This window comes from Streptomyces sp. NPDC094034 (assembly GCF_040303865.1).
Classification (GTDB): domain Bacteria; phylum Actinomycetota; class Actinomycetes; order Streptomycetales; family Streptomycetaceae; genus Streptomyces.
Genome location: NZ_JBEOUD010000041.1, coordinates 20,395 through 41,069, shown reverse-complemented (window position 1 = coordinate 41,069; position 20,675 = coordinate 20,395). Strand labels below are relative to the sequence as shown.

Below are 20,675 nucleotides of genomic sequence, written 5' to 3'. Positions count from 1 at the left end.
GCCACCTCTGCCCCTGGCCCTACGGTGTATGGCCTGCCGGGTGGGGCGGGGATTCGCCGTTCGTCCCCGGCGCGTCCTGACGTTTCTGGCCGACTGAGGCCCCCGTTTCGACGTGTGCCGCCAACTCGGCTCGGTGCCGACGGTGCTGCCGGCACGGGCAAAGCCCGCCGGTGCATCTGCCGACGACCGAGGGGAACGGCCAAAACGCTGAGGTCTACGAGTCTCCGTGTGCTCGTCGTCCCCGAGGCGCTCAGCAGCGTGACATGCTCCCAAAGCACTCACCGCTCATTGATACGGTCGGGTGATGAGGGGTCATGTCCACCAGTCTCCTGTGGCCAGGGTTACACCTGACGCTGACGTCCATTCTGGAATGCGGTGGCCTGCAGTCGGAAAAGGCGCGCGTAGGTCCCGTCGTGGCTCATCAGTGACTCATGTGTGCCCTGTTCGCTCACCCGCCCCGCCTCCAGTACGTAGATCCGGTCGGCGTGGCGGACGCTGGAGAAGCGGTGAGAGATGAGCAGCACAGTGCGCCCTGCGAAGAGTTCCCGGATGCGCGCGAACAGATCGGCTTCAGCCTGCGGGTCCAGGGCCGCGGTGGGTTCGTCGAGGATCACGAAGGGGGAATCTCGGTAGAAGGCGCGCGCCAGAGCCAATCGCTGCCACTGGCCGCCGGAGAGGTCGGAGCCGCCCGTGAATTCCTTGCTGAGCAACGTGTCGTAGCCGTTCGGCAGTTGCTTGAGGAACTCGTGGGCACCGGCGTACAGTGCGGCATCCGTGGCCCGTTGGATGTCGGCCGCCATGTCGGGACGGCCGAAGACGATGTTGTCGATGGCCGGAAGCCTGTAGCGCGTGAAGTCCTGGAAGACCACAGTGGTCATGTCCCGAAGTAGACTCAGATGATCAACCGGTACATCGCCCTGGAAGAGGACGCCCGTGTCCGGCTGGTACAGCCCGGCGAGGATTTTGGACAAGGTTGTTTTTCCCGAGCCGTTGGCGCCGACCAGGGCGACGATCTCTCCCTTGTCCAGAGTGATGCTTACGTCGCGGAGGACGGGTGTATCGGATCCTGGGTAGGTGAATCCAAGGTTCTCGGCGCGAAGGCCTCCGAAAGGGCCGGCGTCGGCAGGGTGCTGGATAATCGCCGTCGTGTCATCTGTCGCGGCAAAGGTCCGCAGGTCCTGCAGGTACAGAACGGATTCACCGACACTGTTCAGCATGCCACCCATCGTTTGAATCCGGTTGGACAGCATCCAGAGCCCCACGAGTCCGGCCATTGCCGTGGGCAACGCCACTGCACCGGTGTGTACCAGCCACCACACGCCGCCGATGATGACCGCGGTACCGGCGTCCCCCGTGAGTTTAGCCGTGATCCTGCGTCGCATATGAGTACCGATGAGAGCCGCGGTTCCACGAATCTCGTCCCGATACTCGGCGTTCCAGCGGGAACGAAGCAGTTGCCCGAGGCCCAGCGCGCGTATCTCCTTGGCCTCTTCCCGGCCGGTCAGCAGGCGTTCGAGATAATCGCGGACACGCCGGTTCTCAGCCAGGTCGTGGTGTAAGCCGTAGCGGGCATTGCGTTCGTTGCGGGCCGCCCTCAGCGCAGGCAGTGCGGTGAGGGCCGCGAAGGGCAGCAGCCACCAGGCCATCAGGACGAACGCGGCGGTGACTGCGACGGCGGTCAGCGCGGCCTGGAGCAGCGAGGCCATGGTGGTGACCACCATGGCGGGTTCGCTGCGGGAGGCGAAGACCGCACGCTGCAGCCGGTCGTGGAACTCCGGTTCCTCGAACTCCGGTAATTCGGCGTGGACTGCGGCTCGCAGAACCATCGCGATGACGTGCCGGTCCACCTGCGCGGCAAGTATCCGTTGGCGGGCGGCACTGACGATTTGCAGAGTTCCGCCCAGCGCGCCGACGAGGACCAATACGGCCATCGCGGGGATGAAGCGCTCGGTGTCCGCGCCGCCTTGGCCTCTTGCGAACGAGAAGACATCGGACAGGAAACCTCGCAGAACCAGGATCACTCCGGCCAACCCGGCCGCGGTCAGCAACTGGACCAGTACCACCAGGATGAGACCGCGACGGTCCGCGTGCCACGCCAGTTGTATCGCGAAGGCGGCCGATCTCATCAAGTCGCGGGTGCGAACCGAAGGGGTTTCCGTTTTCGTGGCCACGGTTCAGCACCCCTTCGGCTCAGACGTCCATCGCGCGAGCCAGGCACGGTGCTCCGCGACCAGGCTTTGCTGGGACTCACAGTGGTGGAAGTTGTGCCCTTCGTGGGGCAACAGGACGAGGCGGGCATGGCCGCCGGCTGCGACGATCGCTCGATAGAGCCCTACGGCCTGGTCGGGAGGGGTGGCCGGGTTGATGTCGTCGGTGCCGTGAATGATGAGCACGGGCCCGGCCAAACGGTCGGCGAAGTGCACCGCGCTGAATGCCTGGTATATGTCGGGCACTTCCCAGTACCACCGTTTCTCGTGTGGGAAACCGGTGGGGGTCAGGCTGCGGTTGTAGCAGCCGCTGTGGGCGATCGCGGCGGTGAATCCGGGGACATGTGCCAACGCGTAGAGAGCGAGAGTGGCGCCAAAGCTGTGGCCGCCGACGATCAGCTTGCCGTTGTGATGCTCCGCGAAAAGACCGGTGAGGACATCCAGACCGGCCCGGACCGTACCGGTGATCGTTGTGTGCAGCGTCTCCAGCGTGGCGTCGGACGGCCAGTGAACGGGCAGGTCGAGAATGGCCACCGCACAGCCCGCGGCTGTCACGGTCACAGGAGGGACGGCGACGCCGGCCCCTTCGGGTTCCCGGGCGCGTATCCACAGCACCGCGGCATGTGGGGTGATGGTGTCGCCGGGGAACAGGGTGAGGCGAGCGTCGCCGGGGATCGGCACTGAATACGAGTCGGGCTCTGACGCCGGGTCCCGAGGCTCGGGGATGTCCTGGGGCCCGTCGGCAAGGGCATCGGATACGGAGCAGGCCGTGAGTGGATCGCGCTCCGCCGGCCGCGTTGAGCCCTGAGCCCCGGTTTCTACCAGGGTGGTCCGCCAGCGAAGCCCGGCCGGGGCTTCCCGAACACCGGCCACCCCGTCGTGCTCGCCCAGGCCGACCGCGACTCCTTCGTCCTCGGCGTACTCAACTTGCAGGGACTCCCCTGAGGGTGCCGGCCGCAGGCCGCGTACCAGCAGAGGGCCGGTGAGTGGCACGGGCTCGCCCCCGCCGAGGTCCAGTACGGCGACGCGCCCGGCCGCCAGAGCCTTGAGCTCCCCCGTACCAGGAAAGAAGGTGACGTGCTTCGGCCCCTTCGCCTCGAACGTCACGGGCCGGGCAAGTGGCATCTCGACCTCGGGGCCAGGGCTGCTTTCAGGCCCCGGAACGAGCAGCGCCAATCGGCCGTCGGCGCACCAGGCCAGCGGCGTGCCGCCCTGTGCGGTGAACGCGGTCGACGCCCGGACGCGGTCGAGGACGGTCAGCGTGCGGGATCGGTAATCCGCGACCCAGGGGTGGGCACGGCGACCTCGCACGAGCAGTCCGGCGACCAGGGGGCGATTCGGGTGCCAGGCCAGCGGGGTCGCCAGGACCTCCTGAATGGGCAGGGTCCATGCCCGGCTCCCGCCGTGAGCGATGTCAATGCGTGTAGGGCGAGCACGGCCGGGGGTGAGTCCGACGAGATCGGGGTCGATCGTGCGATCGCGCCACTGGACCGTCGCGGGGTTGTGCTCAGCGAGGGAGGGATGGGTGGGGGCGATGACGTCCGCCCACACACGACGACCGAGCGCGTAGTCCCGCCAGCGTCGCTCACCGTCCATGGGACGCTTCCACCGGGTCGGCGTGCGTACCGACAGTTATCGAGTCGATGAGCGACTTCACCGGGCCAATTCCTGAGACGGGGGCACAGACAGGCGAACCGGCGGCGTTCACACCGAAGGCGGCAGGGACACCGAGACCGCTCATAGGTTCGGGGAGCTGTTCTCCATTCTTCAGAACAGTCGTGGTGACCGCGCCTCGACGAGCGGGCTCCATCGCGTTCACCAGCTGCCGAAGCGACCGGCAGCTGGGACAGCCGGGAGTGGTGAAAAGCCGCACGGCAGTCACTTGCTCGGTACAGACGGGTTCGACGTCCTGGCTACCCGCCCGGCGTTGGTCGAGAACCGACACGATACCCAGGACCACCGCTGCCGCAGCCGCACCGATGCCTGCCCGCGCTGAGACGGGTGCGGTGCCGGACCCGACAGTGAGGGCTACGGCCGCAGCGAGCCCGCCAGCGGCGTTGCCCGCGACGTGAGCACGCCCCACAGCGGCTAAACGGGCCATACCGAAACAAGCGCACGTCTGCCCACGCAATGCCCGTGCCACCACGGTGAGAGACACGTAGAGGATCAATGCGAGAGCCGCTGCGATACGGCCAGGGGCGGTAACCATGGCGGCCGCCGCGATCACCTCTGCCGCGCCGACCAGGCGGGGTCCGTAAGGCGCTGCCAGTATCCCTTGCTGAATCGGCCAGTTCAGTTTCCTGGCGGGGGCCACCAGTTTCGTCGCTCCCGCCACCGCGAGCGGCCCTGCCAGTACGGCTACGACAGCATCGGGCCATGACTGAAACATTGGTTCCTACCTTTGGTCCGGTGATGGGACGGCGAACCATCCACTCTTGATCAGGTCTGCGGCCAACTCTCTTGCCACCAGCCCGTCTTCCGATTCAGGGATTCCACATGTCAGCAGCTGTTCGATCAGCAGGCAGTGTCGCTCCCCGCATTCCGCTATCGCCAGCGTCACGCCGTTGACCAGAACTGCTCCCCCATACGGAAGCCGTGTGAAGGTGATATGGGGTGCCAGCCGCACCGAACCGAGAGCATCGGGGAGGGACGATGAGATGGTCATGACCGGCCCCGCAGCCATTGATCCAGCCATACCATGCGCAGCAGCGGAAGAGCGTGTTCTGTGAGCTGGTGGGAATCGCGCAGGATTTCCATGATCTTGTTCGGATCGACCAAACCCATATCGGCCAGCGGACAGTCATCATCTTCCATGCGAGCGATGAGTTCTGCTCGTGCCCGGCGCAGATGGGCAGCGGCGGCCAGACGTATCCACTGACCTGGAGTGCTTCGACTTGCCCCGCTGATCCGATGCTTGCGCAGCGCCTTGTGCAACGGAAGATGAGTGGTGAAGGTGCCACGGGAGATCCGGCCCAGCTTGCTGGGCGGTAACGCGGCGACGGCCGCGAGTACTACCGGGTCGAGCGCAGGCAGCAGGGCCCCACCGTCCCCACGTTCTTCCAACCCCGCGATGACACGGCCAAGGACAGGGGGGAGAAAGTCCAGGTGGTCCTTCCACAAAGCCATCATGGCGAGCTGCGACGAGGAGTACGCCTCCTCGCCAGCACGGGTAAGGCCCGGCATCGGACTGGCACCGAGCGGCTTGGGGGGAGAAGCCATGCCCACCGGCTGCTTGTCCGGGATCTCCCGGCCACCCAGCCCCGGGGCGAAGACCGCGCCCCGGGATATCAACTCGCGTGCCTCGGCAAGATTGCGCAGGGTGTCGGTGATGTGGAAGGGCTCGCACCCAAGCAGCCGCCAACCACGGCTACCGGCGTCGGCCTCGGGCAGACGGATGGACGTGAGGTCCTCCAGAAGTCCGCCATGAGCCACTGGCAGCCCCGCCGCGTCCATCAGCCGGGCCGTAAGCCGCTGCGGCACCTCGATGTCCGGCAGTGGAGGAAACATCTCGTCACCGGTGATCGAGTGGTGGTCCAGCAAGCCGGAGAGTTCCACGGACACGCGTCGTGTCGGGAACCCCGGGATCTCCGGCGTCGGCCGACGCCGGAGGGCGGAGCCGAAGTCCGCGTGCAGCAGTACGGGCCGGTGCCCGGCCTCCCGGGCACTCAGGGCAGCGAAGGCCGAGGAGAGCCCGCCGCTGTAGGCGATGGCGTATTCGCCGCCCAGCGTACCGAGCGCGTCCCCCACCGCCTGGACCAGGCCGGTTCGCGTTTTCGGCAGTTCGGGAACGCGCCGTGTCACGGTGACCCCGGTGGCGTCCACCCGTGCGACGGTGCCGACGGCCAACCGATGCACGCCGGGTACCGGTGTGGCATCCGGCGCCGGCGCCATGCCATGAACAAGCGTCAGCAGCCGGCCCGGATCCAGCGACGGCCGGGCTGACTTCTGAAGGAAGGAGCTCAGATCATCGCCCCACTCAAGCCGCCCGTAATCCACTCGGTAGTAGACGGGCCGAGTGCCTGGAAGATCCCGGGACAGGACGAACGAGGCGGCGGAGGACCTTTCGACCCGCACGCCGCGGGGTAACACCGGAGGCCCCGGGCTGGCGCAGTGCACACCGTCGGCGGTCATCTCCACGGCACCCAGCACTTTCCTCACCCCTGCTCAGATCGGTGAACCTCGATATACGTCTCGTGTACCGGTAGTGACGTGCTCAGCACCTCGCCGCCGTACTCCACCCAGGCGTAAAATCCCGCAGGTGGTGTTGTCGGCACCAACTCACGGCCGAGATGGAAAGAAGCAGGAATACCCATCTTGCGTAGGCCGGCCGTGAGGAACAGAGCATCCTCCACCGGATCCAAAAACCCCATCATCAGGCGCTCCGAAACCCGTAGCCGGCCTACAGCGGAATTGATCCTCCGGACTCGCCCACCACGCTTTCCGCGCGCTCGCGGCCAGTCGTCAATCTGATAGATCCCGTCTTCGCGCCTGACCGATTCGACGAATCGGCGCGCTCCCAGCGCCGCTTTCAGCAACACGAGGACAAGCTCCTTCTCTTGCGTACGGCGGGCCGTGGTCCGCCGGGCAGGGACATGGAACAACCGAACCACCCCGGCGGACCACAACTGCTAGAGCCTCAGTTCGCGGCGATGAAGCTGCGCTCAGCGGCTACTTGGGGTTGCAGGTGAACAGCCAGTCACACCATCCACTGCAGCACTGGGCTGAACTGATGCAGTGGTAGCCAGTCGGCTTGCAAGCCTCGGCGACATTGGTCGGCGCGGCGAACATGTGCTGCTGGAGGCCGTCGCTGGCCAACCGAGAGGCAATCGACATGGTCTTCATGGTTCATCCTTTCCCGTGAGGACTGGTATCCGGGTCACGTTCTCGGGAGCGGCTAAACCGGGTTGCAGGTGAACAGCCAGTCGCACCACAGGCCACTGCAGCACTGGGCTGAACTGATGCAGTGATAGCCAACCGGCTTGCAAGCCTCGGCGACATTGGTCGGCGCGGCGAACATGTGCTGCTGCAGGCCGTCGCTGGCCAACCGAGAGGCAATCGATGAGACGGTCATATTTCTCCTCTCCCTTCTCAGGACCACGCCCGCAAGCGGCCGGGTCATTGGGCGTTCCCCGTGCCGGAGAGCTGGTGTGCTCCCTGGTTGGTGGGATGAGTTCAAGCTTGCCGGTCCGCCTTCACGGTGTCGTTGACGGTGGCTGCGGGGATTGTTGACGATTCCTGCATTACATGGCTTGCTGGCCAAGTCCCGGTGGTCCTTGGGGAGACGCCGACGGCGGTGCGGAGGGAGCGACTGAAGTGGGCGGCATCCGTGAAGCCCCACCGGGCTCAGACCCTGAATCTGGAAGAGTTACAACGGCTAACACAATGAGGTGGATCGGTCCTGGTAACCGTGTCCGCGTCAAAAGTTCACCGTCGTCCAGGCATGGGGCTTCGCCGTGGATCGTGTCGGATGGCCGGCCCGCGCGCGGCCTCTGGGTTCCGGGCTCGCGTGACGGTACGGGGGTCTTTCCGTTCCCACCGTCGCGGACGACGCGGTCGACTGTATACACTCGCGGGGGCGATCCGTGCAGTGTCGGCGACGGATCATCGCAACTCGGAGGCGTCATGGGAGACTTGGACCCCGAAGTGATACTCGCGATGGCGGAGCGGGCTCCCGACGGTCTGGTGATCGTCGATCGTGAGGGGCTGATCCGTTACTGGAACCGGGGCGCGGAGCGGATCTTCGGCTTTTCGGCGGCCGAGGTCGCCGGTCGTGATCTGGATCTGATCATCCCCGAGAAGCACCGGCAGCGTCACTCGGACGGTTTCGCGGCGGCCATGGCCGCCGGCGCCAGTAAGTACGGGGACGACGACCTCTTGGCGGTTCCCGCGCTGACCGCCGCCGGTTCGACCATTTCCATCGAGTTCAGCGTGGTCCTGCTGACCGGCTCCGACGGCGACGCGAGCCATGTCGGAGCCGTCATCCGGGATGTCACCGCGCGGCGGGCCCAGGAGAAGGAGGTGCGTCGGCGGCTGCTGGCGGCCGCCCCGGGCGAGACCGCCTCCTGAGCCTGGCGTCGCGGTCAGCGGACACGGGGCGGCGGGGGCTTGGAGCCGGAGGCGAGGGGGGAGCGGGCCAGTTCCACACAGCCCGCCGCGATCAGGGCGACCCCGATGAGTTCGGGCAGCAGCCACCAGCCGGTGCGCAGGCTCTCGCCGAAAAGGGTCACCCCGTACGTGATGCTGATCAGCGCGTCGCCGAGCGTGAGCATCGGCTGGGACGCGACCAGCCAGCCGGCCTGGAGTGCGTTCTGGAGCAGGAACAGCGCCCCCACCCCGGCGACCGCGGTGCCGTAGAGCTGCCAGGCGGTGACCAGCGCGGAGACACCGCCGCTTTCGAGCCGGGACATGGCGTCCTTCATCAGCGCGGCGGTCAGCGCGTATCCGCAGGCCGCGGCGAGACCGAGCAGCGCGGCGCGGGCGTTGCCGCGCAGCCGTCGCGACCAGGTGATCAGCGCGGCCTCGAAGATCCCGGTGATGATCAGGGCCGGGATCCAGGCGTACCGTGGGACGCTCTCGCTGCCCCCGCCCGGTGCGGCGGCGGCCATCCCCAGGGCGAGACCGCTGGTCACCGCCGCCACTCCCAGCCAGGCGGACCCGGCCAGCGGGTGGCGGAAGACACAGCTCGCGATCAGCAGCGTGGCGGGCAGCTCGATGACGAAGATCGGCTGCACCACGGCGATCGGTCCTGTGGCGAGCGCCACCGCCTGGCACACCGCGGCCACGAGCACCAGCCCGATCCCCGCCAGCCACACCTTCTTCCGCGCCAGGTGCTTGATCAGCGAGATACGCATCGCCTCGGCGTCGGGCACGGTGGACGCGGCGCGGCGCTGGAGCACCGAGGCGGAGCCGTTGCTGATCGCGGTCAGCACGGCGAACAGAACACTGATCACCGGTCCATCATGCGGCTGACCCATTCCGGAACAGCTCTCATCCCGGCACGCGCGGTCCGGGTGGGGGCCGAACGGGGGACGCCGGTGTCGTCCGCCCTCGATAGAATCAGGGCGCTGACGCTCCGTGCGCCGGAGGCGACCTGGAGAGGGCGCCGAGACCACACCGAGGAAGACACGGGGACCCGTGGCACGCAGACACCGCACCCCTCCCCCCTCGCCCCTTCCCCAGCGGGACGGGATCGATCCGGTGCGGCTCCGGTTGCCCGCGGACGAGCGGGGCGAGTGGACGACCGTACGGGATCATCTGGTCGCGCGGTTCGCGGACGCCATCGGGGCCGGGCGGGTCGACGCGATGTTCCGTGAGGGGCGGTTCGTCGGGGTGGACGGTCCTGTGGGGGCGGCGGAGCCGTATGCCGCCGGACGGTACGTCTGGTTCCACCGGGACTTCGCCGGTGAGGAACGGGTGCCGTTCGGGATCGGGATCGTGTACCGCGACGCGCGGATCGTGGTCGCCGACAAGCCGCATTTCCTGGCCACCACCCCGCGCGGACGGCATATCACCGAGACCGCGCTGGCGCGGCTCCGCCGGGATCTCGGGCTGCCGGAGTTGCAGCCCGCGCACCGGCTCGACCGGCTCACGGCCGGGCTCACGCTCTTCGTCGTACGGGCCGGGGACCGTGGCGCGTACCAGACGCTGTTCCGGGACCGGCTGGTGCGCAAGGAGTACGAGGCGATCGCGCCGTACGACCCCGCCGTGGCGCTGCCGGTCACGGTGCGCGGCCGGATCGAGAAGGAGCGCGGGGTGCTGGCGGCGCGGGAGGTGGACGGCGAGCCGAATGCGGAGAGCTGGATCGAGCTGGTGGAGCGGCGGGGCGGGTTCGGCCGGTACCGGCTGCTGCCGGCCACCGGCCGGACCCATCAGCTGCGGGTCCATATGAACCGGCTGGGGCTGCCGATCCTGAACGATCCGGTGTACCCCGTCGTCCGGGCGGAAGGCCCGGACGACTATGCGTCACCCTTGCAACTCCTGGCGAAGGCGCTGGAGTTCACCGATCCGGTGACGGGTGAGCCGTGCCGGTTCGAGAGCCGGCTCACCCTGTCCCGGTGGCCGCCTCAGTGACCGCGCCTGATCCACTCCGCCAGTTGGGGCGCCTCGGCGCCGATGGTGGTCGTATCGCCGTGTCCGGTACGGACCACCGTCTCGGGCGGCAGACCGAGCAGCCGGTCGCGGATCGAGTCGATGATCGTCGGGAAGTGCGAGAACGACCGGCCGGTGGCGCCGGGGCCGCCCTGGAAGAGCGTGTCGCCGGTGAAGACGGACGACAGCTCGGGGGCGTGGAGGCAGACCGCGCCCGGGGCGTGCCCCGGGGTGTGGAGCACGGTCAGTGTGGTGCCCGCGACGGTGAGCGTGGCGCCGTCGGTCAGCTCGCCGTCCGGGACCTGCTCGGGGTAGGTCCGCTTCCACAGCGGCAGATCGTCGGGGTGCAGCAGTACGGGCGCGCCGGTGGCGGCGGCGAGGGCCGGCGCGGCGTCGATGTGGTCGTTGTGCGCGTGGGTGCAGACGATGGCGCGCAGCGTCCGGCCGCCGAGCGCGTCCTCGATGGCGGCGGCGTCATGAGCCGCGTCGATGACGATCGCCTCGGAGTCGTCGCCGACGATCCAGACGTTGTTGTCGACGTCCCAGGTGCCGCCGTCGAGCGAGAAGGTGCCGGAGGTGACGAGATGGTCGATACGGACGGTCATCAGAACACCACCACGGAACGCAGGACATCGCCTTCGTGCATCCGGGCGAACGCCTTCTCCACATCGCCCAGTCCGATGGTCTCGGTGACGAACGCGCCGAGGTCGATCCGGCCCTGCTGGTGCAGGTCGATGAGCATGGGGAAGTCGCGGGACGGCAGACAGTCGCCGTACCAGGAGGACTTGAGGGAGCCGCCGCGGCCGAAGACGTCGATCAGCGGCAGTTCGAGCGTCATCTCGGGGGTGGGGACACCGACCAGGACGACTGTCCCGGCCAGATCACGGGCGTAGAACGCCTGCTTGTACGTCTCCGGGCGGCCGACCGCCTCGATGACGACATCCGCGCCGAATCCGCCGGTCAGCTCGCGGATCGCCTCGACGGGGTCGGTGGAGCGGGAGTTGACGGTGTGGGTGGCGCCCATCGACTTCGCCGTCTCCAGCTTGCGGTCGTCGATGTCGACGGCGATGATCCGGGCCGCGCCCGCGAGGCGCGCGCCGACGATCGCCGCGTCACCGACACCGCCGCAGCCGATGACCGCGACCGAGTCGCCCCGGCCGACCTGGCCGGTGTTGATGGCGGCGCCGATGCCGGCCATCACGCCGCAGCCGAGCAGACCGGCGACGGCCGGTGAGACACCGGCGTCGACCTTGGTGCACTGGCCCGCCGCGACAAGGGTCTTCTCGGCGAAGGCGCCGATGCCGAGCGCCGGGGAGAGTTCCGTGCCGTCGGTGAGTGTCATCTTCTGTGCGGCGTTGTGGGTGTTGAAGCAGTACTGCGGACGTCCGCGCAGACAGGCCCGGCAGTTCCCGCACACCGCACGCCAGTTGAGGATCACGAAGTCGCCGGGCGCCACCTCGGTGACACCGTCGCCGACCGATTCGACGACACCCGCGGCCTCATGGCCGAGGAGGAAGGGGAAGTCGTCGTTGATACCGCCCTGCTTGTAGTGCAGATCCGTGTGGCAGACGCCGCACGCCCGCACCTTCACCACGGCCTCGCCGGGGCCGGGGTCCGGTACGACGATCGTCTCGACCCGCACCGGCTCGTTCTTGCCGGGGGCGATGACCCCCCGCACCTGCTGCGCCATTGCCAGGACCTGCCTTTCCTCACACCGTCAGACGTTCGGACATTGAGGCACCGAACGTTCCGTCAGCTCCTACTATCCCGTGCCGGAGCGCCCTTCCCGTACCGGAGCGCGCGCGGGAGGCGCCGAAGCGCGCGGGAGGCGCGCGCATGGGCGTCAGGGGGCGAGCACGTCCAGTTCCTCCAGGGCGCCGACGGCGATCTGTCTGGTGAGTTCCTCGGCGCGGACAGCGTCTCCCTCCCGTACCGCCTCGGCGAGTTGAACATGCAGGGTCACGGCAGCCGGGTCGGGGTCGTCGAACATCACCTGGTGGTGCGTACGGCCGGTGAGGACCTCGGCGACCACATCGCCGAGCCGGGCGAACATCTCGTTGCCCGACGCGTTCAGCACCACGCGGTGGAAGGCGATGTCATGGACGAGGTAGTCCTCCAGCCGGCGGCCCCGGGAGGTGGCGACCATGCCGAGCGCCTGCTCGGTGAGAGCGGCGCACTGCTCGGGCGTGGCGTGCCGGGCGGCGAGCCCCGCCGCGACCGGTTCGATCGCGGAGCGCAGCACGGTCAGCGAGCGCAGCTGACGGGGCCGGTCGGAGCCGGCCAGGCGCCACCGGATGACGCGCGGATCGTAGACGTTCCACTCCTCGGTGGGACGTACGGTCACGCCCACCCGGCGCCGGGACTCCACCAGATGCATGGATTCGAGGACACGGACCACCTCGCGGACGACGGTGCGCGAGACATCGAAGCGCTGGGCCACCTCGTCCGTGCGCACCACGCTGCCCTGCGGGTACTCGCCCGCGGTGATGGCGAGGCCGAGAGTGTCCAGCACACGGGTATGCAAGCCCCGGCCTTCAGTGGTCATGGGACAACCCTACGTGGCGCACCCCTCCCGAATTAAGTACGACGTTTACATCACAGCCTCTTGAATAAGTCGTACCTAATGGGTTTCAGTAGCGCGACGGCCCGATGCCCGGGACGGACTGAAGCCGATGTCGAGGAAGACAGCGAGGCATGCGATGAGCACCCCCCACGTCGTCGTGGTGATGGGCGTGGCAGGAACCGGCAAGACCACGGTCGGCCCCCTGCTCGCCGCCGCACTGGGCGTCCCGTACGCCGAGGGCGACGATTTCCATCCGCCGGAGAACATCGCGAAGATGTCCGCCGGCACCCCGCTCGACGACGCGGACCGGCTGCCCTGGCTCGACGCCATCGGGGCCTGGGCGCACGGCAGGGCCGGGCTCGGTGGTGTGGTGAGCAGCTCCGCGCTCAAGCGCGCCTACCGGGACCGGCTGCGGTCGGCCGCGCCGGGCGCCGTCTTCCTCCACCTCACCGGCGACCGGCCGTTGATCGAACACCGGATGTCGGAGCGCAAGGGGCACTTCATGCCCACCGCGCTGCTGGACTCGCAGTACGCGGCCCTGGAGAACCTGGGCGCGGACGAAGCGGGCGTGGCCGTCGATGTGTCCGGTACCCCCGAAGAAATCACCGACCGGGCCGTCGCCGCGCTGCGCCGGCTCGAAAGCTGAAGGAAGTTCCCGTGACTCCCGTGACCAGTCTCAGTGTCGAGACGCTGGCAGCGGACGCAGCCGAACCGATCACCTCGGCGGGCAACGCGCAGCTGGGTATAGCGGTTCTCGCCGGTATAGCCGTCATCGTCCTGCTCATCACCGTCTTCAAGCTCCATGCCTTTCTGGCCCTGACCCTCGGCTCGCTGGCGCTCGGCGCCTTCGCGGGCGCCCCGCTGGACAAGGTCATCACCAGCTTCACCGCCGGCCTCGGCTCCACGGTCGCGGGGGTGGGCGTACTGATCGCGCTCGGCGCGATCCTCGGCAAGCTGCTCGCCGACTCCGGCGGCGCCGACCAGATCGTCGACACGATCCTCGCCAAGGCGAGCGGGCGTGCCATGCCCTGGGCGATGGTCCTGATCGCCTCGGTGATCGGGCTGCCGCTCTTCTTCGAGGTCGGCATCGTGCTGCTGATCCCGGTCGTCCTGCTGGTCGCCAAGCGCGGCAACTACTCCCTGATGCGGATCGGTGTCCCGGCGCTGGCCGGACTCTCCGTGATGCACGGTCTGATCCCGCCGCACCCCGGGCCGCTGGTCGCGATCGACGCCCTCGGCGCCAACCTCGGTGTCACGCTGGCGCTCGGGGTGGTCGTCGCCATCCCGACCGTGATCATCGCGGGCCCGCTGTTCTCCCGGTACGCCGCGCGCTGGGTGGACATCCCGGCGCCCGACGCGATGGTGCCGCAGCGCACCTCCGACGATCTGAAGACCCGGCCGAGCTTTGTCGCGACCGTCTCCACCGTGCTGCTGCCGGTCGTGCTGATGCTGGGCAAGGCGCTCGTGGACATCGTCGTGGACGATCCGGAGAACACCGTCCAGCGCGTGGCGGATGTCGTCGGTTCCCCGCTGATCGCGCTGCTCGCCGCCGTACTCGTCGGCATCTTCACCCTGGGCCGCGCGGCCGGGTTCACCAAGGACCGGATCTCCTCCACCGTCGAGAAGTCGCTCGCCCCGATCGCGGGCGTGCTGATGATCGTCGGCGCGGGCGGTGGCTTCAAGCAGACACTGATCGACTCGGGCGTGGGCCAGATGGTCCTGGACATCTCGAAGGACTGGTCGATCCCCGCACTGCTGCTCGCCTGGCTGATCGCGGTGGCGATCCGGCTGGCGACCGGCTCGGCGACGGTCGCGACCATTTCGGCGGCCGGTCTGGTGGCGCCGCTCGCCGCGGACATGTCGACGACGCACGCGGCGCTGCTGGTGCTGGCGATCGGCGCGGGTTCGCTCTTCTTCAGCCATGTGAACGACGCCGGGTTCTGGCTGGTGAAGGAGTACTTCGGGATGAGCGTCGGTCAGACGCTGAAGACATGGTCGGTGATGGAGACCATCATCTCCGTGGTCGGCCTCGGCTGCGTCCTGCTGCTCTCCCTGGTGTTGTAGAAGCCTCACCGGTGTTGTAAGAGCCTCCTCTCACCTCACCTCGTCGCGTCCGGGCGGGGCGGGTCACTCCTCCTTCCATCGGGGGTGCTCCCGCTCCGCCCACGCGCGGTCCACCGACCCGGTGCGCATCCCGCGCCGCGCCTGCGGATCGCCGTACGCCATCCCGATGTGCCCGAGCAGCACGATGCCGATGGCCAGGGCCAGCCAGTCATGGACGAAGGTGGCGCTCGTACGCCACAGGACCGGCGTGAGACCGGTGAACCACATGAGCAGGCCGGTGCCAAGCATCACCAGCACCGCGCCCGCGATCCACCCCGCGTAGAGCTTCTGCCCGGCGTTGAACTTGCCCGCGGGACGCGCCGCGGGACGCGTGTCGCGCCGCCGTACCGCGCGCAGCCACTCCGTGTCGTACGGCAGGAACCGGTTGAGCCGGCGCAGATCGGCGCGCAGCGCGCGGGAGCCGAGGCCGAGCAGCAGGGGTACCGGCAGCAGCAGCCCCGACCACTCGTGGAGCGTGACCACGAGAGCGCGGCGGCCGACGAGTTCGGCGATCTGGGGGACGTAGAGACAGCACGCGGTCACCACGCACAGCAGCATCAGCGCGCCGGTCACACGGTGCACCCAGCGCTCCGCCCGGCTGAAGCGCCGTATCCGCCCGTCGGCTCCGGGGGCCGGGGGCTCAGACGGTGGGGGTGTCGTCTCGGCCGTTGGACCGGCCGACCCAGGCGTCGACGTCATAGCCGCGCTCCTCCCAGTAGCCGGGCCTGACGTCGGAGGTGACGGAGATCCCGGAGAGCCACTTCGCCGACTTGTAGAAGTACATCGGCGCCACATAGAGCCGGACCGGGCCGCCGTGGGCGTGCTCGATCGGGGTGTCCCGCATCCTGAGCGCCACCATCACATCGGCGCGGCGGGCCTGCTGAAGGGTGAGGCTCTCGCTGTACGCGCCGTCGAAGCAGGTGAAGCGGACGGCTTTGGCGTCGGACCGTACCCCCGCCGCGTCGAGGAGCCGCGAGAGCCGTACGCCCTCGAAGGGGGTGTGCGGGACGCGCCAGCCGGTGACGCACTGCACATCACGCACGATCCGGGTCTGCGGCAGCGCGCGCAGCGCGTCGAGGGTGTACGTGGCGGGCCGGTCGACCAGTCCGTCGACCGTCAGCCGGTAGGTGTCCGGGCCCTTGCGCGGTACGGAGGCGGCGACCGAGTAGTAGCGGAAGCCGCCGCCGTTGGGCAGCAGTCCGGTCAGACCGGTCGGGTCCTTGTCCGCGGCCGAGCCGAGGAAGGCTTCGAGACCGCGCTGAAGATGGGGCGCCGTGACGAGTCCCGCGGCGCCGAGGCCGAGCATGGAGAGCACCAGGCGCCGTCCTACCGGCGTGCCCTCGGGCCGGCTTGATTGATGGGTCACCCATCGAGGAGACCACCCAAGGCCCCGTGAGGCCAGGGACCGCGAGTGTTCGTCATACTTTCGTCAGGAGCGCGCTGTCCGCCTCAGGGCGGGGACCTCACACCCCGGCCGTCGTCTGCGACTCGGCCGCCCTCTCCGACTGGCCGGGGCCGGACCCGACGAGGACGCGGCCCTGTGCGCGCGCCGCCGCCGCTACCGGACGGCCTTCGCCGCCGCCCGGCCCGCCGTACGGCCCGAGAAGATACAGCCACCGAGAAACGTGCCTTCCAGCGAGCGGTAGCCGTGCACACCGCCGCCGCCGAAGCCGGCCGCCTCGCCCGCCGCGAAGACGCCGGGCAGCGGCGCGCCCGTCGCGGTGAGGACACGGGAGGACAGATCGGTCTCCAGGCCGCCGAGCGACTTACGGGTCAGGATGTTCAGCCGTACCGCGATCAGCGGACCCGCCTTGGGGTCCAGCAGGCGGTGCGGGGCGGCCGTACGTATCAGCTTGTCACCCAGATACTTGCGGGCGCCCCGGACGGCCATGACCTGGAGATCCTTGGTGAACGGGTTGGCGATCTCACGGTCGCGCGCGGTGATCTCACGGCGCAACCGCTCCTCGTCGATCAGCCCTTCACCGGTCAGCGCGTTCATCCCGCGTACGAGCGCGCCCAGGTCCTTCTCCACGACGAAGTCGGCGCCGTTGTCCATGAACGCCTTCACCGGTCCCGGGACTTCGGCGCGGGCCCGCCCGATCACCCCGCGGACCGACTTCCCGGTCAGATCGGGGTTCTGCTCGGAGCCCGAGAGCGCGAACTCCTTGCCGATGACGCGCTGGTCGAGGACGAACCAGGTGTACTCGTGGCCGGAGCGCATGATGTGTTCCAGCGTGCCGAGCGTGTCGAAGCCGGGGAAGAGCGGTACGGGCAGCCGCCGGCCGCGCGCGTCCAGCCAGAGCGAGGACGGGCCCGGCAGGATACGGATGCCGTGCCTGGCCCAGATCGGGTTCCAGTTCTCGATGCCCTCGGTGTAGTGCCACATCCGGTCGCGGTTGATGTGCCGGCCGCCCACCGCCTCCGTGATGCCGAGCATCAGTCCGTCGACATGCGCGGGGACCCCGGAGAGCATCTTCCGCGGCGGAGTGCCGAGCCGCTCGGGCCACTGGGCGCGTACCAGCTCGTGATTGCCGCCGATGCCACCCGAGGTGACGATCACCGCCTGTGCCCTGAACGTGAACGCGCCGGTGACCGTACGGCTGCTCGCGGTGCCGCGCGCGGCCTCGCTCGGTTCCAGGATCTCGCCGCTCACGGTGTCCACCACGCCCGCGGTGGTGGCGAGGCCGGTGACCCGGTGCCGGAAGCGGAACGTCACGAGCCCCTTCGCCACGCCCGCGCGCACCCGCCGTTCGAACGGCTCGACCACCCCCGGCCCGGTCCCCCAGGTGATGTGGAAGCGCGGCACGGAATTGCCGTGTCCGGTCGCGTCATACCCGCCGCGCTCCGCCCAGCCCACCACCGGGAAGAACCGCATGCCCTGCCCGTGCAGCCAGGCCCGTTTCTCGCCCGCCGCGAAGTCGACATACGCCTCGGCCCACGCGCGCGGCCAGCGGTCGTCCTCGGCCCGGTCGAAGCCCGCCGTACCGAGCCAGTCCTGAAGGGCCAGTTCCCGGCTGTCCTTGATCCGCAGCCGGCGCTGCTCGGGCGAGTCCACGAAGAACAGGCCGCCGAAGGACCAGTGCGCCTGTCCGCCGATCGACCGCTCGGGCTCCTGGTCGAGAACGATGACGGAGCGGCCGGCGTCCACCAGTTCCGCGGCGGCGACCAGGCCCGCGAGGCCCGCCCCGATCACGATCACATCAGCGTCGTACGCCATGGGTGCCATCCTTCGCGAGCGGGGTCGGTGAAGCCCTGTCGATCGTCCGATCTTCCGTACGCGCGAGTAACGCGTCAACTGGTTGGATGGCGTTCATGAGCGCTGCTGACGAGATCCTGGACATCGTCGACGAGGACGACCGTGTGGTCGGACAGGCACCGCGCGGGGAGGTCTACGCGCGGGGGCTGCGCCATCGCGCGGTCTTCGTGCTGGCGCGGGACGCGGAGGACCGGGTCTTCGTCCATCGCAGAACCCCGGTGAAGCTGGTCTTCCCCTCGCTGTACGACATGTTCGTGGGCGGTGTCGTCGGCGCGGGCGAGAGCTATGACGCGGCGGCGCTGCGGGAGGCCGAGGAGGAGCTGGGGGTGTCGGGACTGCCCCGGCCCGTACCGCTGTTCACGTTTCTGTACACGGCGGCGGACGGGGCCGGGAGCTGGTGGTCACGGGTGTACGAGGTGCGCTGCACGCTGCCGGTGCGTCCGCAGGTGGAGGAGGTCGCCTGGCACGACTTCCTCGCGGAGCCGGAGCTGGAGCGCCGGCTCGGACCGGGGCCGGACGGCTGGGAGTGGGTACCGGACGGGCTCGCGGCGTACGAGCGGCTCCGCGCCCACCGCGCGTAGGGTGCGGCGGGTGAGCGACTTTCTGCGCAGCCTGCGGCTGTGGTTCACGCCCGGGCGCGTCGCCGAGGAGGGCGAAACCCCCGACTACCGTTTCTCGCTCGCCAATGAGCGCACCTTCCTGGCCTGGATCCGCACGGCGCTCGCGCTGGTGGGGGGCGGCTTCGCGGTCGATCAGTTCCTCCCCGACCTGCGCTGGGGGGTACGGGTCGGGCTCGCGGTGGCGCTGCTCGCGGCGGGCGCGCTGTGCGCGCTGCGCGCGGTCAATCACTGGGTCCGGTGCGAGCGGGCGATGCGGCGCAAGGAGGATCTGCCCGTCTCCGCTTTTCCGACGGTGCTGAGTCTGGCGGTGGGGCTCGTCGCCCTCACGATGCTGGTCATCGTGGTACTGGGGCGGGCCGGCTGATGGCCACGCCGCCCGAGGACACGGGCGGGGCTCCGGCCAGGGATCCGGGGCTCCAGCCCGAGCGGACCCGGCTGGCCTGGCGGCGTACGACGCTCTCCTGCACGGTGGTCGCCGTGCTCGCGGCCCGGCAGGCCGTCCATGGCGGCGCCACGGGCGCGGGAATCGCCGGCGCCGCGCTGAGCGCCCTGGTCTGGCTGGCATTTCTGGGCGTGGCGCACCGCAGGACGCTGACGCTGGACGCCGCCGTGCCGGGGCCCCTGCCGGCGCGCGCGGCGATCGCCGCGGCGGGCTGCACGATCCTGCTGGCGCTGTTCGCGGTGGCGGTGCTGGCGTGAGGGGCGAGGGGTACGGTCGCGTACGGTACGGCGGCGCTCCCGGCGCGCCGTCAGCTGGCAGGCTCGGGACGACCGTTCGCCCATGAGCCTGGGGGCCCCATGCCTGCCACCGATCCGTATCTCGTCCGACTGGCACCGGAGGTGCACGCCTATGTCCAGCCGGACGGCGGCTGGTGCCTCAACAACGCCGGTTTCGTCAGCGACGGGGAGACCACACTTCTCATCGACACCGCCGCCACCGAACGCCGCGCGGTGCTGCTGCGCGAAGCGATCCTGACGGCCGGCGTCCCGCTCCCCCGTACCGTGGTCAATACGCACCATCACGGTGATCACACCTACGGCAACGGCCTGTTCGTGCCGGAGGCCACCGTCATCGGCCATGACGCGTGCCGCGAGGAACAGTCCGCCGCCGGGCATGAACTCCGGGTGGCCTGGCCCGGAACGGATTTCGGCGCCATCCCGATCACCCTCCCGACCGTGACCTACCACGAGCGGCTGACCCTCCATGTGGGCGGGACCGAGGCACGTGTGTTCCACCCGGGGGTGGCGCACAGCCGGGGCGACTCGATCGTGCATCTGCCGGAGCGCGGCATCGTCTTCACCGGCGATCTGGTCTTCCAGGGCGGTACACCGTTCCTGGCCATGGGCTCGCTGCGCGGATCCCTGCGGGCGCTGGAGCTGCTGCGCTCGCTGGACGCGAGCGTGGTCGTACCGGGGCACGGTCCGGTCACCGACCCGTCCGCGTTCGACGCGACGGAGGAGTATCTGCGGTACGTGACGGATCTGGCCCTGGAGGGCCACGGCAAGGGTCTTTCCCCGCTGGAGACGGCGCGCTCGGCCGATCTCGGGAGGTTCGCCGCGCTGCGGGAGAGCGAGCGGCTGGTGGGCAATCTGCACCGGGCGTACGCCGAGCTGGACGGGCTGCCCGAGGGCTCGCCGCTGGACCCGGTCACCGTCTTCGCCGAGATGGCCGCGATGAACGGTGGCGCGCTCCCGGCCTGTCACGCCTGACCGGTCCTGGCCACCCGGCGGATCCGTCCGGCCCATGGCGCCGACAGCGGTAGCGGTAGCGGTAGCGGTAGCGGTAGCACTGACACTGGACGACATACCGACTGGTCGGCATCATGAGTGTCCGGCCA

At 69.2% G+C, this 20,675-nt stretch carries 22 protein-coding genes; 8 read left to right on the top strand and 14 right to left on the bottom strand.

The window, feature by feature from the left end; genetic code table 11:
• Positions 1–341: 341 nt before the first annotated feature.
• From ABTZ59_RS29040 to ABTZ59_RS29010, 7 genes are all read right to left on the bottom strand, one after another.
• Positions 342–2,171 (bottom strand): ABC transporter ATP-binding protein, encoded by a 1,830-nt coding sequence (locus tag ABTZ59_RS29040; protein ID WP_351419607.1) that lies wholly within the window; start codon positions 2,169–2,171, stop codon positions 342–344.
• 3 nt (positions 2,172–2,174) lie between these two features.
• Positions 2,175–3,803, bottom strand: coding sequence for an alpha/beta hydrolase family protein (locus ABTZ59_RS29035; protein WP_351419606.1), 1,629 nt, complete (start codon positions 3,801–3,803; stop codon positions 2,175–2,177).
• A gap of 799 nt (positions 3,804–4,602) precedes the next feature.
• Positions 4,603–4,872 carry an actinodefensin-associated protein B gene (gene adfB, locus ABTZ59_RS29030; protein ID WP_351419605.1) on the bottom strand — a complete coding sequence of 90 codons (270 nt, stop codon included), beginning with the start codon at positions 4,870–4,872 and terminating at the stop codon, positions 4,603–4,605.
• Positions 4,869–6,344 carry an asparagine synthetase B family protein gene (locus ABTZ59_RS29025; RefSeq protein WP_351419604.1) on the bottom strand — a complete coding sequence of 492 codons (1,476 nt, stop codon included), beginning with the start codon at positions 6,342–6,344 and terminating at the stop codon, positions 4,869–4,871. Before ABTZ59_RS29025 ends, adfB begins: the two co-directional genes overlap by 4 nt.
• 17 nt (positions 6,345–6,361) lie before the next feature.
• Complete coding sequence (locus tag ABTZ59_RS29020) at positions 6,362–6,745, bottom strand: hypothetical protein (RefSeq protein WP_351419603.1); 384 nt, start codon at positions 6,743–6,745, stop codon at positions 6,362–6,364.
• Positions 6,746–6,875: 130 nt separating this feature from the next.
• Complete coding sequence (locus ABTZ59_RS29015; protein ID WP_351419602.1) at positions 6,876–7,049, bottom strand: hypothetical protein; 174 nt, start codon at positions 7,047–7,049, stop codon at positions 6,876–6,878.
• Between the two features lie 52 nt (positions 7,050–7,101).
• Positions 7,102–7,278 (bottom strand): hypothetical protein, encoded by a 177-nt coding sequence (locus tag ABTZ59_RS29010; RefSeq protein ID WP_351419601.1) that lies wholly within the window; start codon positions 7,276–7,278, stop codon positions 7,102–7,104.
• Positions 7,279–7,829: 551 nt separating this feature from the next.
• Here ABTZ59_RS29010 and ABTZ59_RS29005 point away from each other — a divergent pair.
• Positions 7,830–8,273, top strand: coding sequence for a PAS domain S-box protein (locus ABTZ59_RS29005; protein ID WP_351419600.1), 444 nt, complete (start codon positions 7,830–7,832; stop codon positions 8,271–8,273).
• A gap of 14 nt (positions 8,274–8,287) precedes the next feature.
• On the opposite strand, the gene ABTZ59_RS29000 is transcribed toward ABTZ59_RS29005, so the two are convergent.
• A complete protein-coding gene (locus ABTZ59_RS29000; protein WP_351419599.1) occupies positions 8,288–9,157 on the bottom strand; it encodes a DMT family transporter in 870 nt (289 codons plus the stop codon).
• Between the two features lie 184 nt (positions 9,158–9,341).
• Here ABTZ59_RS29000 and ABTZ59_RS28995 point away from each other — a divergent pair, with 184 nt between their 5' ends.
• The gene (locus ABTZ59_RS28995) at positions 9,342–10,277 is read left to right on the top strand and encodes a pseudouridine synthase (protein WP_351419598.1); all 936 of its coding nucleotides are present in this window, start codon (positions 9,342–9,344) and stop codon (positions 10,275–10,277) included.
• On the opposite strand, the gene ABTZ59_RS28990 is transcribed toward ABTZ59_RS28995, so the two are convergent.
• From ABTZ59_RS28990 to ABTZ59_RS28980, 3 genes are all read right to left on the bottom strand, one after another.
• The gene (locus tag ABTZ59_RS28990) at positions 10,271–10,900 is read right to left on the bottom strand and encodes an MBL fold metallo-hydrolase (protein ID WP_351419597.1); all 630 of its coding nucleotides are present in this window, start codon (positions 10,898–10,900) and stop codon (positions 10,271–10,273) included. The genes ABTZ59_RS28995 and ABTZ59_RS28990 overlap by 7 nt on opposite strands.
• The gene (locus ABTZ59_RS28985) at positions 10,900–11,985 is read right to left on the bottom strand and encodes an S-(hydroxymethyl)mycothiol dehydrogenase (RefSeq protein WP_351419596.1); all 1,086 of its coding nucleotides are present in this window, start codon (positions 11,983–11,985) and stop codon (positions 10,900–10,902) included. The genes ABTZ59_RS28990 and ABTZ59_RS28985 overlap by 1 nt, the downstream gene beginning before the upstream one ends.
• A gap of 153 nt (positions 11,986–12,138) precedes the next feature.
• Complete coding sequence (locus ABTZ59_RS28980) at positions 12,139–12,840, bottom strand: FadR/GntR family transcriptional regulator (protein WP_351419595.1); 702 nt, start codon at positions 12,838–12,840, stop codon at positions 12,139–12,141.
• A 154-nt stretch (positions 12,841–12,994) separates the two neighbouring features.
• Between ABTZ59_RS28980 and ABTZ59_RS28975 the strand changes: the two genes are divergently transcribed.
• Positions 12,995–13,504, top strand: coding sequence for a gluconokinase (locus ABTZ59_RS28975; protein WP_351419594.1), 510 nt, complete (start codon positions 12,995–12,997; stop codon positions 13,502–13,504).
• Positions 13,505–13,524: 20 nt separating this feature from the next.
• On the top strand, positions 13,525–14,922 hold the full coding sequence (locus ABTZ59_RS28970) for a GntT/GntP/DsdX family permease (RefSeq protein WP_351419593.1): 1,398 nt from the start codon (positions 13,525–13,527) through the stop codon (positions 14,920–14,922).
• 63 nt (positions 14,923–14,985) lie between these two features.
• On the opposite strand, the gene ABTZ59_RS28965 is transcribed toward ABTZ59_RS28970, so the two are convergent.
• The 3 genes from ABTZ59_RS28965 to ABTZ59_RS28955 form a co-directional block, all read right to left on the bottom strand.
• Entirely contained in the window at positions 14,986–15,660 is a 675-nt protein-coding gene (locus ABTZ59_RS28965; RefSeq protein ID WP_351419592.1) for a cytochrome b/b6 domain-containing protein, read from the bottom strand.
• Positions 15,602–16,267: a molybdopterin-dependent oxidoreductase gene (locus tag ABTZ59_RS28960; protein WP_351419635.1), complete on the bottom strand. Its 666-nt coding sequence runs from the start codon at positions 16,265–16,267 to the stop codon at positions 15,602–15,604. The genes ABTZ59_RS28965 and ABTZ59_RS28960 overlap by 59 nt, the downstream gene beginning before the upstream one ends.
• Before the next feature lie 252 nt (positions 16,268–16,519).
• Entirely contained in the window at positions 16,520–18,178 is a 1,659-nt protein-coding gene (locus ABTZ59_RS28955) for an FAD-binding dehydrogenase (RefSeq protein ID WP_351419591.1), read from the bottom strand.
• Between the two features lie 95 nt (positions 18,179–18,273).
• Here ABTZ59_RS28955 and ABTZ59_RS28950 point away from each other — a divergent pair, with 95 nt between their 5' ends.
• From ABTZ59_RS28950 to ABTZ59_RS28935, 4 genes are all read left to right on the top strand, one after another.
• Positions 18,274–18,798, top strand: a complete 525-nt coding sequence (locus tag ABTZ59_RS28950) for an NUDIX domain-containing protein (protein WP_351419590.1) — start codon at positions 18,274–18,276, stop codon at positions 18,796–18,798.
• A 10-nt stretch (positions 18,799–18,808) separates the two neighbouring features.
• On the top strand, positions 18,809–19,201 hold the full coding sequence (locus ABTZ59_RS28945; RefSeq protein WP_351419589.1) for a YidH family protein: 393 nt from the start codon (positions 18,809–18,811) through the stop codon (positions 19,199–19,201).
• The gene (locus ABTZ59_RS28940; protein WP_351419588.1) at positions 19,201–19,536 is read left to right on the top strand and encodes a DUF202 domain-containing protein; all 336 of its coding nucleotides are present in this window, start codon (positions 19,201–19,203) and stop codon (positions 19,534–19,536) included. The genes ABTZ59_RS28945 and ABTZ59_RS28940 overlap by 1 nt, the downstream gene beginning before the upstream one ends.
• Positions 19,537–19,635: 99 nt before the next feature.
• Positions 19,636–20,547: an MBL fold metallo-hydrolase gene (locus tag ABTZ59_RS28935; protein ID WP_351419587.1), complete on the top strand. Its 912-nt coding sequence runs from the start codon at positions 19,636–19,638 to the stop codon at positions 20,545–20,547.
• The last annotated feature ends 128 nt before the right edge of the window (positions 20,548–20,675 follow it).